We start from the raw sequence: 13,537 nt of genomic DNA on the forward strand, positions 1-13,537 counted from the left end.
TGGCGGGAGCGCTTCAAACGTAGAAATTTCAATGAAGGGTTTCATAAGTGAAGCTGAAATTCCCCGCCATTTATTCCGAAGCTGGGTCGGGCTCCAGAGGCGCTTGAAACTGGAAATGCGCTTCTCCTGCGCAGCTTTTTTAAAATTGCTTGAAAGTAATTCAAGAGTGTGAAATTGCAGCTAAGTGTTCTCAATAATAACGGTTTAGACTGACAGTATTGTTAAACTAACTGGTAGTGTTGCTTTCAATTGTCAATGAGCTGTTAAGCCGCTACTATTATTGGAAACGTATTCCTATAGAAGGAGGACTAATATGAATCCACTACTGCTCTCTTTTCCGGAACATTTAGAAACTCAGCGATTATTGATTAGAGCACCGCAATGGGGTGATGGTCAATTTGTAAATGAAGCCATACGTGAGAGTGTAAATGAGATGCGCCCCTGGCTTCCGTTTGTAAAAAACCTCCCATCCATTGACGATTCGGAAGCCTACGTACGTAAGGCCCGGCTCAATTTTCTAGAACGCACAGACTTAGTGCTTCATATATTTGAAAAGAACACAGGGCAGTTTGTGGGCAGTAGTGGACTCCATCGCTTCGATTGGTATGTACGCAAATTTGAAATTGGATATTGGCTACGCACATCGCGTACTGGTGAGGGTCTAATGACAGAGGCAGTAAAAGGTATCGTTGGCTTTGCCATTTCTGAGTTGGAAGCTAACCGTCTTGAAATTCGCTGTGATACTCGGAATAACGCAAGTATAGCCGTAGCTAAGAAGGCGGGTTTTACGTTGGAGGGTACTTTACGAAATGTTAACCTAAATGACTCAGGTGAACTAACTGATACCCATATCTTTTCAATAGCAAAAGGTTATGAATATCATTGATAACTGTGCTGAGCGAACTGATGCGAAAGTAAACTAGAAAACATGCGGCAGGACTTCTCCCCCCACCACAACGGTTTTGAAGACAACTTAAAAAATTCCTTAAGAAATTTTTAAAGATTTCTTTTGAAAGTTGTAACCGAAATGATACCCCTTCCGTACCTACTTGTGCGAGCTTACAACGAGCCCATAAGTACCTTACAAAAGTGTAAGCTTCCTGAAATATAACTCGATGGTTCCTGCTTCGTTTCGACCGTACAATGAAATCAATTCATACGGATCACGAAACGGGAGATCGATTATGACGACAGCAATCATGTATCCAAAATTAAGTCACCAACAAATTTACGAAGATTACTCTACTAAAATATATCGCTATTTCCGCTACCGGGTAAAAAACGTCTGGGATGTGGAAGACCTGACAACGACTGTGTTTATTAAGGTGTACTCCAAGCTTGAGCAATACGATGGCCGCCATCCTTTTGGCGCCTGGATTTTCCGAATTGCGCACAACGCTTTGATTGACTACATGCGCAAGAAGCGGGAGAGTCCGGTTGATCAGGACACATTTAGCAATATGGTCGCAACAGATAAGCTGCCGGAGGAGTGCCTTCTGAATCAGGAGACAACCGAGGGCTTGTGGGATAAGGTGCACACGCTGACAAAGGATCAGCGCAATGTGATCGCCTTGCGCTATCTCGGAGATTTGCGAATGAATGAGATCGCGGAAATTTTGGGTAAGACAGAGGCTTCGGTGAAAATCCTGCACTTCCGCGGGATCAAGAAGCTACAGCAATTGATGGAGAATCAAGCATAAAGGGAGGACAACAGTCCTTCCTTTTTTACTATGTGGCTGTAGTGGCGAGAAGAATATTTCCAGTCTAGGCTCCAGGCTCCGTCCTGCTGTGCGCTAAGACTGTCCGCTCCGAAGGGATTCGCGGGGAAACGCAAAAGTGGTAGCCGCTTCGTCGCAAGCACAGGGTTGCGTTTCTTTTTCCCGCTCATCCCTTCTTCGCTCGGTAGGACTCCACAAGTCGCTACGCCTGGAAATATTCTTCTCTATCGTTACTGATGACATCCTTACATTCTTTTTAAGGCTCTTAAAAACCGATTAACACGAAAAGCTCGTAGAGGAAACAGGAGAAATTAGCGAAGATCTTAGGGACACCGACCGAGACGCAATGCAAAAAGCGAAACACGCACTTAAGCGTCCACCTCTGAAACACATCCTGAAAGGACAACTTTGGACGCGGTTTCGCTTTTTGCATGGAGTCGGGCAGTCAATCCCACAGCGGGTGGCCCTAGAAGCTGAGCGTTTTCTCCTGTTTCCTCCCCTCCACAACAGCAACGCACAGGCCGTTCTTTCAGTAGACATCCAAGTAAGAGAAACGCCAAATGCTTGGCGTAGTCTAGTTTTCTAATGGTATAGTAAAGAATAAAATGGAGGAGACTCAAGACGAGAGGAGTATGAGTGATGTCCACAATTATGATTGTAGAAGACGACCCGAAAATCAACCAGCTGCTGCAAGAGCAACTGGAAAAATACGGATTTCAAACAGTCAATGTTGAACATTTCGATAGAGTCATGGAGGTATTTACCCAATCGCGCCCTGATCTGGTTTTATTAGATGTGAATCTACCGAAATTTGACGGATTTTATTGGTGCCGGCAAATGCGCCAGGAGTCCAATTGCCCGATCCTGTTCATCTCTGCACGAGAAAGTAAAATGGACCAAGTGATGGCATTGGAAAATGGGGCCGATGACTATATCACAAAGCCGTTCGACTACGATGTGGTTTTGGCCAAAATCCGCAGTCAGCTACGCCGGGCTTACGGACAATATGCTCCGCAAGAAGGGGAGCGTACGGTTGAAGTGGCGGGGCTCAAGCTGTTTTTGGAGCGAATGGAGCTGTCCATGTACGATATCAAAATCGAGCTGAGCAAAAAGGAAGCGTTACTGCTAGAAGCCTTGATGAATCAACATCCACGTGTCGTCAGCCGTGAGCGTTTGCTAGAAAAGCTGTGGGATGAACAGTTTGTTGATGAAAACACGCTGAATGTCTACATCACACGCGTGCGCGGCAAGCTGAAGGACTTAGGCTTAGAGGGAGCTGTCGAGACTGTTCGCGGTTCCGGTTATCGCTTACGTGCGACTTGGGAGGAAGGGCAATGAAGTTGTTCCTTCGAGATCAATGGCCATTCGCAGCGTTTTTTCTCGTCCAACTGATCTTATTGATTATGATTTTTGCGATGGATGGGTACTGGAATGAATCATTGATGATCTACGTCATGTTTTTATCTGTTTTTTTCGCGGGGGCTTTTCTCGCCATCCGTTATTTGTCTCACCGCACAATCTATCAGCGACTGAGCAAGCCGGTAGAGTCATTAGAGGAACTGACCCAGACATACGGGAATTCACCGTTGTGCCGCGCGATGGATGACATCAGTCAGGAGCAGTACCGACTCTACAAAGAACAGCTTCATGCCTATGAAAACAAGCAACGGGACCATACGACGTTTATTCAGCAGTGGGTTCATCAGATGAAGACGCCGATTTCGGTTATTCATCTGTTGCTGCAAAATGAAGACGATCCAACAGCAGAGAGCGTCCGTGAAGAAGTGGACCGGATCAAGCGTGGACTGGAAACTGTATTGTACATAGCTCGCCTCGACCGATTTGAACAGGACTTCCTGATTGAGCCAGTAACGCTGCGTTCCATGGTGCAGAACGTGTTGGCTGAAAACAAGCGGCTGTTTATTCGCAACCAAGTGTATCCCGAGGTAAAAGTGGATGAGAATTGGCGAGTGGAATCGGACGATAAGTGGCTCGCTTTTGTCCTCAACCAATTGTTGACGAATGCCGTTCGCTATTCAGCAGGGAAAAGCAACAAGGTCACCATTCGTGCGTATGAACGCGGAGCGCATGCCATACTGGAAGTGCAGGATTATGGAATCGGGATCCCTACCGAAGATATTCGTCGCGTGTTCAAGCCGTATTTTACGGGAGAAAACGGGCGCAAATACCCTGAGTCCACCGGGATGGGGCTGTACTTGGTGAAGGAAATTTGCGGGCGGCTCCATCATGGGGTGGAAATGGAATCAGAAGTGGGCGAGGGGACAACCGTACGTATCGTCTTGTCTGCCGTCGTACCAACCTTACAAGAAAGTAAGATAGCTGAAAGTTAATTCGATAGCTGGACTATGCGCACTTTCGTATAGTTGAATTTGGAAGTGCAAGAAAGGGGAATGGCGCATGGAAATGCTTGCTGTAAATAGCTTGAGTAAAATATACGGGGGCAAGGTAACCTACCGCGCGCTGACCGATATCGATTTTTCGATTCGCAAGGGCGAATTCGTCGGTATTATGGGCCCCTCAGGCAGTGGCAAGACTACGCTATTAAACATGATCTCTACCATTGATACACCAACCTCTGGTGCGGTTCTTTTGAACGGTACGAATCCGCATCATTTAAAAAAAGATAAACTCGCTCTGTTTCGTCGCCGTGAGCTCGGTTTTGTGTTTCAAGATTTCAATCTCTTGGACACGTTGACGATTGGGGAAAATATCGTGTTGCCGCTGACGCTGGACAATGAGAAAGTATCGGTCATGGAAGAAAAGCTGCAAAGTGTTGCAGAGAAGCTAGGGATTCAGGACATTTTGGAAAAGCGGACCTTCGAGGTGTCTGGGGGGCAACGCCAACGAACGGCAATTGCCAGGGCGATCATTCATTCCCCGTCGCTTTTGCTCGCTGACGAGCCGACAGGAAATCTTGATTCCAAGTCTTCGCGCAATGTGATGGAGACACTGGAAGCGATCAATAAGAGAGACAATACCACCATGATGATGGTGACGCATGATGCTTTGGCGGCCAGCTATTGCCATCGGGTGATTTTTATTAAAGACGGCCAGCTCCATAACGAGATGTATCGTGGTGAGAGTCGACAGGTATTCTTCCAGAAAATTATTGACTCGTTGTCGTTTTTGGGAGGGAACACCTATGACCTTTCGACAATTCGCGTGTAATAACGTTGTACGAAATAAACGGATGTACGCTGCGTTTTTCATGAGTAGCGTTTTTTCTGTCTTAATCTTTTTCGTCTATGCGATGTTCATTTTTCATCCGGAAATTATCGGACAGGAGATTCATGAATCCGTAGCCACTGGGATGATGGCGGCTGAGTACGTCATTTTTCTGTTCTCTTTCTTTTTTCTCTTTTACTGTGTCGGTGCTTTCCTGAAAAAGAGGGAGAAGGAGTTCGGCATCCTTTTTATCCAGGGCATGACACCGTTACAGCGGAACACGCTGATATTTATGGAAAACATGCTGATTGGCATTGTCTCGATTGCCATCGGGATTGGGCTCGGACTGGTTCTCGCCAAGCTATTTTTCCAATTCGCTGGATTTTTGTTGGATGTAAAAGCACTCGGGTTTTACTTCCCGTGGAAAGCGATCGGTTTGACAGTGGTGGCGTTTCTCGTCTTGTACGCAGCCATTTCGCTGTTTACCGTCCTCGTGCTGCGAAGCCGCAGTCTGTTGGATCTATTGCAAGGAAGCGGTCGGCCTAAGCGTGAGCCGAGGGCATCGGTAGTGCTGTCTCTGGTCGCAGTAGCTTTGTTGGGAATGAGCTATGCCTTAGCCCTCACTGCTGACGGCGTGAATGTGCTCGTGCTGATGCTTCCGGTCATTGCGCTGACGACTGTCGGAACGTACCTATTGTTTACTCAGCTGAGCGTCATCTTCATCGATTTTCTGAAGAAGCGTCGCGTTTTTTATTGGAAAGGTACGAATCTCCTGACGCTCTCTGATTTGGCCTATCGGATGAAGGATAATGCACGGATGTTCTTTTTGGTCAGCATCGTCTCTACCGTGGCTTTTTGTGCGATTGGCACGCTGGCAGCGTTGGCTGGGTCGATTCAGATTACGGTGATGAAAACACATCCATTTGCGTTTGAATACCAGTCCAAACAAAGCGATGCGGAGAGAGCGAAGCATCTGTCGTTAATCGAAACGAGCTTGCAGCAAAGTGGCTTTTCCTTCGAAAAATATCAAGTGGCTATGAGAGTTTTGCCAGAACTGGTTCAGGAGGAAAGGGTTGGAGTAGTCAAGCTGTCTGACTATAACCGGCTGGCGGTAGTGTCCAATTCGACTGTACTCGAAATGACGAATAAAGAGGCCTTCGTACTGCTCAATTGGATTGGTGATTCGGTAGCGAGCAAAACGTTGCAAGTGGGGAAGGCACAGCTCGCAGTCAAAACAGATACGAATATGACTCCATTGATCAGAGGGATTGAATTTGAGCGATTGGTTGTCGTACCGAATCAGGTGTTTGACCAGCTTCCGAAAATGAAGGAAGAACAGCGCTTTGTATACGAGGTGCCAAGATGGAAGGAAACGCAGGATCTTAGTCTCAAGCTTCAGGAAGATATTAGTCATTTCGAAGAAAATTATTCGTTTTCAGCTCGTGCGCCTTACTACCACAGCATGAAACAAATGGCGAACATGGGACTCTTTATCGGGTTGTTTGTGGGCGTGTTGTTCTTTGTAGCTGCAGCAAGCTTTCTCTATTTCCGTTTGTACACGGATCTGGAATACGACAAGCGGCATTATGGAGCGCTTTCCAAGATTGGACTCACGGATGCGGAATTGACGCGGATCGTTACGACTCAGGTTGCCCTGTTGTTCTTCGTGCCGATTGTGGTAGCGATTATTCACAGCATGGTGGCGTTCGTTTCCCTGCAAAGCTTGTTGAAGCTGATTCTTGTCGCGTCTGTGGTCAAACCGACCGCGATTGTCCTATGTAGCTTCGTCGTTGTTCAAGGTGTGTATTTCTGGATCATTCGAAACCGTTATTTGTTCCATTTAAAGCAATCAATGAACCGCTAGTGACTTTTCCAGCATGTCCAGATGCGCATGGACATAGGATAAAAGGAGAAGGATGCGAGGGGGCAAGCGGATGGAACGAGAGACATGGATGGGGCAAGCCGTACAGATTGCGGTTGAAAATGTACGTGATAAAATAGGCGGACCGTTTGGAGCCCTTGTCGTGAAGGACGGACAGGTAATCGGGCGAGGACGTAATGAAGTGACGACGAGCAATGACCCTACGGCACATGCCGAAATTCAAGCAATTCGGGAAGCATGTCGTCATCTCCAAACCTTTCAATTAAACGATTGTGATCTGTATACAAGCTGTGAGCCGTGTCCGATGTGTCTGGGAGCCATCTATTGGGCCAGACCGCGCAATGTCTATTACGCATGCACGAAAGAAGATGCGGCGCATGTCGGTTTTGATGATCAGTTTATTTATGAGCAGATTGTTCTCCCTCATGAAGAGCGCAGCATTCCTTTTCAGAGAATCAATCTTGCGAATAGACGGAGTCCATTTGAAGCATGGTCTCAATCTCCGAACCGTATCGAATATTAATAGAGAGCCTCTCCCAAGCGGAGTAGGCTCTTTTTCTTCGTTTTATTTATAGCAAGAATAGGTGGAAAGGAAAAATAGAATGAAAATGCTTTCAAAATCAAATTTTCAGATAAAAGTATTGCGCTATGTCGAAAATCGTATTATAGTAACAACAATCATTATGAAATTCGACCAAATTTTAAAAAATCGGGCTGTAATAAGGTTGAATATTGTTAAAAAAAGACGAATAAAGGTGTGTTTATATGGAAGAAACTTTTCGAAGATCACTTTATCCTGATTTAGATGACATCGACTATGGGATCATTCGCGCCTTGCAAGCAAATGCGCGCTTGCCGTTTACCCAGATTGCGAAGGACCTCGGGGTCACGGAAAAGACGATCCGCATGCGGGTCCAGCAATTGCAGGATGAAGGTGCCCTGAGTCTGGTCGGTATTGTCAATCCAGTCAAGGCAGGGTTTCACGTACAGGCGATGATTCAAGTGGCTGTGGATGCGGAAAAGCTGGACGATGTGGTTGCTGCGTTAACGGACACCGTAGAAATCAGACTAATCGTACTCACTTCTGGTGAATATCAGCTTTTCACACAGGTGCTCGTAACAAGTAATGAAGAATTATCTCAATTTTTGATCAAAAAGCTGCACAAGATTCCTGGCATCTCCAAAACGAATGTCATTAACGAATTGAAAATACTGAAGTCCAAGTATAACTTTATCCGTTAGATACGAGTGAACTTGGAAGGGGGAATGCCATCGGGCGAAAATCCGTTGGGATTATGAAATGAATGCCGAACGATTCTGAGAAGAGACTAGAGAAAAAACGAGAGAAAAGGGGTCATCCTATGTTTTCGACCAAAGTGAGCAAAGCAATGCTCAGTGCTGTTCTGGGGACAGTTTTATTGGTTACAGGCTGTGGAGGAGGAAACAGTGCGACTACGGACAACGGCAAAACCGCAACAACAGCGCCAGCCTCCGGCAAAAAAGTACTGAATATTGGGTTAAAGGCAGACCCGCCGTCAATGGACCCAAACACCTCGACTTCGCTGTACGACCGTCATGTATACGCGAGCCTCTATGACAAGCTGTTTGATATCGATTCAGAAGGAAAAATAGTGCCAATGCTGGCGGAATCGTATGAAGTAACGCCAGACGGCAAGACCTATACATTGAAGCTGAAGCAGGGCGTGAAATTCCACGACGGCACGGAGTTTGATGCTGAGGCAGTGAAATTCAACTTCGAGCGCAACATGAACGATGAGAAGTCCCGCCGGAAAGGCGAATTGAAATTCGTAGATTCCGTTGCTGTAGTGGACAAGCAGACCGTAAAAATCCAGATGAAAGAGCCTTTCGCTCCATTCTTGTCCGTATTGACTGACCGTTCGGGCATTATGGTATCGCCAAAAGCAGTGAAGGAACATGGCGATCAATACCTCAATCATCCGGTTGGTACAGGTCCATACGTATTTGTAGAGCAAGTAAAAGGCGACCACGTGACGCTGAAGAAAAATGAAAACTACTGGAATGGTCAAGTGAAGATCGATGAAGTGAACTACAAAGTATTCACGAACGGAACTGCGAAGGTACAAAACCTGCGCTCCGGCATGCTGGATATCATCGATGATACCCCTGTAAAAGAAATCCCTGCCATCAAGGGCGATGCGAACCTGCAATTGGTTGCGGAATCCGGCATGGGTTACCAAGGTCTTTACTTGAACAACTCTCGCCCGCCGTTTGACAACAAGTATCTCCGTCAGGCTGTGGATCGTGCCATTGACCGTGATGCCCTGGTAAAAGTACTGTTTAACGGCTATGCGGCACCGGCTCGGACAGCATTTACAAAAGGTAGTCTGGCTTACAATGAAGCACTGAACACACCGAAGCCGCCGGATGCAGCGGAAATCAAGGATTTGCTCGCGAAGGGCGGTCAACCAAACGGATTTAACTTCAAGCTGTACATCTCTACTTCTCCAGAGAATGAACAACTGGGTGCGGTACTGCAAAACATGCTGAAGCAACAAAACATCAACGTGACATTGGAAAAATTGGAATATGGACAATTGATCGAAACAGGCGATAAAGGCGAATTTGAAGCGATGCAATTGGGCTGGTCTGGACGTCAGGACCCTGATCAAAACTTCCATGATTTCGTCGTAACAGATACATCGAACAACGATGGCCGCATTTCTATTCCGAAGCTGGATGAACTGGTCATCAAAGCACGTGGTGAGCTGGACGAAGCAAAACGCAAGGCGCTGTATGGCGAAGCTGCCACATTGCTGCAAGAAGAAGCGGGCTATGCCTATATGTACCACCAATATGTACTGCTCGGCATGAACAAGAAAGTAACCGGCTTTACGTATGTTCCAGACGGTTTGATCCGTACAGCCAATTTGGACAAGCAATAGGTAGCGCAACACTATAACAGCAAGAGCAAGGAGGAATTGTCATGATGTTCATAGTCAGGCGTCTATTGCTGACAATCCCGATTCTCCTGCTGGTGTCGATTATGACATTCTCTTTGATTCATATGATCCCGGGCGATCCTGCCCGGGTCATTTTAGGAGAGGAAGCGACACCGGAAGCCTATGCGGCACTGCGAACCGAGCTGGGATTGGATCAGCCGATCGTGGTGCAGTATTTTTCCTGGCTAGGAAAAGTGGTAACGGGTGATTTGGGAATATCGATTACGGACCGTGTGCCGGTCGCAGACTTAATTATGCAAAGACTCCCGGCTACCGTGGAATTGACGATCGGAACGTTCTTGGTAGCGATTCTGATTGCGTTTCCAGCGGGAATTCTCGCGGCAGTGCGACGCGGGACCTGGATTGACTATACAAGTACCTTTACTGCGCTTGGCGGTATGAGTATCCCCAGCTTCTGGCTGGCGATGATGATGATTATTTTCTTTGCCGTGGAAAACCAATGGCTGCCTTCATCCGGTTATGTACCGTTTTCCGAGAATCCTACACAAAACCTGATGGCTATGATTCTGCCCTGTTTGGCAACGGGCTTGCGGGAATCTGCCGTATTGATGCGAATGCTGCGTTCTTCTTTGCTCGATGTCGTGAGCATGGACTTTATTCGGACAGCGAAAGCGAAGGGATTGAATGAGGCTCGCACGATTCTGGGGCATGCGCTGAGAAATGCGATGGTTCCAGTGGTAACGACCTCGGGTTTGATGATCGCAGGCTTGCTGGGTGGTCTGGTGATTACCGAGTCAATTTTTTCGATTCCTGGCTTTGGCCGTCTGATTGTGGAATCTGTATTCAAACGTGACTACGTAACGGTTCAAGGAGCCATTCTTGTTTCTGCGGTTCTCGTTGTCTTGGTAAACCTAATTGTCGACATTTTGTACGCTGTCATTGATCCGCGCATCAAGGCTGGGAAAGGAGCAGGTGAGTGATGAAAACCGTGGGCAAATTTCTCCGGAATGGTTTGGGCGTCATCGGAGCGGTGATTATCCTCGGATTGATCTTGGTGGCGATTTTCGCGCCGCTGATCGCACCCTTCGACCCCAATGCACAAGACTATAACAAAATTTTGATGTCGCCAGATGGTGAGCATTTGTTTGGGACCGATGATCTCGGTCGGGATATTTTCTCCCGTGTTGTTTACGGGGCGCGCATCTCCATTCAGGCAGCGCTGATCTCTGTTGGTATTGCGATGCTAATTGGAGTGCCGATTGGACTCTTGTCCGGTTACTACCGCGGCTTTTGGGATGAGTGGATCGTCATGCGAAGCGTCGATGCGATGCAGGCCTTTCCGTTTTTGATTCTGGCTCTGGCGATTTCGGCGGTGCTCGGTTCAGGCTTCGGGAATGCCATGCTGGCGATTGGGATTGGTTTTGCCCCTGCTTTTATACGGATTACACGCGGTCAAGTTCTTACGCTTCGGAACATGGAGTATATTCAAGCAGCACGTTCGGTTGGAGTAAAGGATGCACGCATTATTTTCCGCCACATTTTGCCGAACGCGATGAACCCGATTGTGATTCAAGCGACGTTGGCGATGGCATCCGGGATTATCGCAGAAGCATCCTTGTCCTATCTCGGATTGGGCGTACAGCCACCGACTCCCTCCTGGGGCAGCATGCTAAACCAAGCACAAACACTTATGTCCGTCGCGCCTTATGCGACATTTTATCCGGGGATTGCCATCTTCTTAGTCGTGCTGGGCTTCAACTTGTTGGGGGATGGTCTACAGCAAGTTCTGGACCCGCGCGCACGTAAATAATGAATGCCCTACACGGGAGAAAAGGAGTGGAGCAGATGACGACCATCTTGGAAGTGGAACAGCTGAGAACCCGTTTTCGCACGGACAGCGGTGTCGTCAGTGTGGTGGACGGCGTCGACTTCTTTATCCGTGCTGGTGAAACGCTTGGCGTGGTGGGCGAATCGGGCTGTGGGAAGAGTGTAACCAGCCTGTCGATCATGCGCTTGCTGCCGCCCAACGGAAGCACGGAAGGATCGATTCGCTTCAATGGGAAGAACGTGCATGCGCTGTCGGAAAAAGAAATGCAAGGTGTTCGCGGTAATGAAATCGCGATGATTTTTCAAGAGCCAATGACATCTCTCAATCCGCTACATACCGTAGGCAAACAGATTGAGGAAGCAGTCATGCTGCATCGCAAGGTAACGAAGGCAGAGGCAAAGGAACGGGCGATTGCGATGCTAAAAGCAGTCGGAATGCCTCGTGCAGAAGAGATTTACGGAGAGTTTCCGCATCAGCTATCAGGAGGGATGCGCCAGCGTGTCATGATCGCGATGGCGATGTCCTGCGATCCGAAGCTAATAATTGCAGACGAGCCGACAACGGCACTGGATGTGACAATTCAGGCGCAAATTCTTGATTTAATGCGCGATTTAAAAGAAAAGACCGGAACCTCCATCATGCTGATTACGCATGATTTGGGTGTAGTAGCCGAGATGTGCGACCGCGTTATCGTCATGTATGCTGGCCAAGTCGTTGAGGAGACTGATGTCGATACGCTGTTTGACAGTCCGAAGCATCCGTATACGATCGGTCTGATGAACTCGATTCCTGAGCTGGACGAAGAGCGCGAATACCTGGAAACCATTCCGGGAGCGGTTCCCCTGCCGTATCAAATGCCAGTGGGCTGCCGATTTGCCCCGCGCTGTTCGCAAGCAATTTCGATTTGTCACGAAAAGCCCCCTGAACTCTTGCAACTGGACAATCAAAAATGCCGCTGCTGGCTGTACGCGAAGGAGGGAGAACAGGCATGACGACACCTCTCTTAGAAGTAAAAGGGCTGCAACAGCATTTTCCCATCAAGGGTGGCTTTTTGAAGCGGACGACGGGACATGTCAAAGCAGTCGATGGTATTGATCTGACAGTGTATCCCGGTGAAACGCTTGGCATTGTAGGGGAATCGGGCTGCGGCAAGTCTACGACGGGCCGAACGATTTTACGCCTCTTGGAGCCGACAGCAGGAGAAGTCTGGTTTGATGGCAAAGATTTAGCGAAGCTTCCCAAAGAAGAAATGCGCGTCATGCGACGAAACCTGCAAATGATTTTTCAGGACCCATACGCTTCGCTGAATCCACGGATGACGATCAAGCAGATTTTGATGGAATCGCTGATGGTGCACAACATCGGGACAAAGGCAGAGCGGGAAAAAGTCATCGAAGAGATTATTCAGGTCGTTGGCTTGCGAAAAGAACATCTGAACCGCCATCCACACGATTTTTCCGGCGGACAGAGGCAGCGGATCGGAATCGCCCGCGCACTGGTCGTAAAACCAAAGTTGATCATTGCCGACGAGCCCGTATCTGCATTGGACGTATCGATTCAATCACAGGTACTCAATTTGTTGAAGGATTTGAAAAAAGAATTTAATCTGACCCTGATGTTCATTTCGCATGATTTGTCGGTCGTGAAGCACTTGTGCGATCGGATCGCGGTGATGTATTTGGGGCGGATCGTAGAAATTGCTGACAAGCGGACGCTGTTTGAGAACCCGAGTCATCCGTATACACGGGCGCTGCTCTCGGCTGTTCCAGTAGCGAAACCACGGCAAAAGCGCGAACGGATCTTGTTGACAGGCGATTTACCGAGTCCAGCAAATCCACCGAGCGGTTGCACCTTTCATCCGCGTTGTCCATATGCGACAGAGACTTGCAAGACGCAGGTGCCCAGTCTGTCAGACATCGGCAAGGGCCAACTGGTCTCCTGTCATTTGGTGCAATCGGGCGAACTTTTCCGCTAGCTAGGC

The 13,537-nt window shown here is 48.0% G+C and carries 13 protein-coding genes; all 13 read left to right on the plus strand.

Annotation, left to right across the window (positions count from 1 at the left end):
- The first annotated feature begins 313 nt into the window (after window positions 1–313).
- The 13 genes from ACFVS2_RS29115 to ACFVS2_RS29175 all read left to right on the plus strand — a co-directional run bounded on the left by ACFVS2_RS29115 (window position 314) and on the right by ACFVS2_RS29175 (window position 13,531).
- Window positions 314–886 (plus strand): GNAT family N-acetyltransferase, encoded by a 573-nt coding sequence (locus ACFVS2_RS29115; RefSeq protein WP_390239801.1) that lies wholly within the window; start codon window positions 314–316, stop codon window positions 884–886.
- Window positions 887–1,184: 298 nt separating this feature from the next.
- Complete coding sequence (locus ACFVS2_RS29120) at window positions 1,185–1,700, plus strand: sigma-70 family RNA polymerase sigma factor (RefSeq protein ID WP_007730013.1); 516 nt, start codon at window positions 1,185–1,187, stop codon at window positions 1,698–1,700.
- Window positions 1,701–2,357: 657 nt separating this feature from the next.
- The gene (locus tag ACFVS2_RS29125; RefSeq protein WP_173618411.1) at window positions 2,358–3,056 is read left to right on the plus strand and encodes a response regulator transcription factor; all 699 of its coding nucleotides are present in this window, start codon (window positions 2,358–2,360) and stop codon (window positions 3,054–3,056) included.
- The gene (locus ACFVS2_RS29130) at window positions 3,053–4,069 is read left to right on the plus strand and encodes a sensor histidine kinase (RefSeq protein ID WP_173618410.1); all 1,017 of its coding nucleotides are present in this window, start codon (window positions 3,053–3,055) and stop codon (window positions 4,067–4,069) included. The genes ACFVS2_RS29125 and ACFVS2_RS29130 overlap by 4 nt, the downstream gene beginning before the upstream one ends.
- Before the next feature lie 67 nt (window positions 4,070–4,136).
- A complete protein-coding gene (locus ACFVS2_RS29135) occupies window positions 4,137–4,907 on the plus strand; it encodes an ABC transporter ATP-binding protein (RefSeq protein WP_007729857.1) in 771 nt (256 codons plus the stop codon).
- Complete coding sequence (locus tag ACFVS2_RS29140; RefSeq protein WP_390239805.1) at window positions 4,882–6,768, plus strand: FtsX-like permease family protein; 1,887 nt, start codon at window positions 4,882–4,884, stop codon at window positions 6,766–6,768. Before ACFVS2_RS29135 ends, ACFVS2_RS29140 begins: the two co-directional genes overlap by 26 nt.
- A gap of 70 nt (window positions 6,769–6,838) precedes the next feature.
- Complete coding sequence (locus ACFVS2_RS29145) at window positions 6,839–7,309, plus strand: nucleoside deaminase (RefSeq protein ID WP_390239807.1); 471 nt, start codon at window positions 6,839–6,841, stop codon at window positions 7,307–7,309.
- 242 nt (window positions 7,310–7,551) lie between these two features.
- The gene (locus ACFVS2_RS29150; protein WP_173618407.1) at window positions 7,552–8,028 is read left to right on the plus strand and encodes an Lrp/AsnC family transcriptional regulator; all 477 of its coding nucleotides are present in this window, start codon (window positions 7,552–7,554) and stop codon (window positions 8,026–8,028) included.
- 119 nt (window positions 8,029–8,147) lie between these two features.
- Entirely contained in the window at window positions 8,148–9,710 is a 1,563-nt protein-coding gene (locus tag ACFVS2_RS29155; RefSeq protein ID WP_390239809.1) for an ABC transporter substrate-binding protein, read from the plus strand.
- Window positions 9,711–9,751: 41 nt separating this feature from the next.
- Window positions 9,752–10,708 carry an ABC transporter permease gene (locus ACFVS2_RS29160; protein WP_017249656.1) on the plus strand — a complete coding sequence of 319 codons (957 nt, stop codon included), beginning with the start codon at window positions 9,752–9,754 and terminating at the stop codon, window positions 10,706–10,708.
- Entirely contained in the window at window positions 10,708–11,538 is an 831-nt protein-coding gene (locus tag ACFVS2_RS29165) for an ABC transporter permease (protein ID WP_173618445.1), read from the plus strand. The genes ACFVS2_RS29160 and ACFVS2_RS29165 overlap by 1 nt, the downstream gene beginning before the upstream one ends.
- A 35-nt stretch (window positions 11,539–11,573) precedes the next feature.
- Window positions 11,574–12,548 carry an ABC transporter ATP-binding protein gene (locus tag ACFVS2_RS29170; RefSeq protein ID WP_390239811.1) on the plus strand — a complete coding sequence of 325 codons (975 nt, stop codon included), beginning with the start codon at window positions 11,574–11,576 and terminating at the stop codon, window positions 12,546–12,548.
- Window positions 12,545–13,531, plus strand: coding sequence for an ABC transporter ATP-binding protein (locus tag ACFVS2_RS29175; RefSeq protein WP_007729875.1), 987 nt, complete (start codon window positions 12,545–12,547; stop codon window positions 13,529–13,531). The genes ACFVS2_RS29170 and ACFVS2_RS29175 overlap by 4 nt, the downstream gene beginning before the upstream one ends.
- The last annotated feature ends 6 nt before the right edge of the window (window positions 13,532–13,537 follow it).

The sequence above is a fragment of the Brevibacillus sp. NPDC058079 genome, assembly GCF_042885155.1.
Taxonomy (GTDB): Bacteria; Bacillota; Bacilli; order Brevibacillales; family Brevibacillaceae; genus Brevibacillus.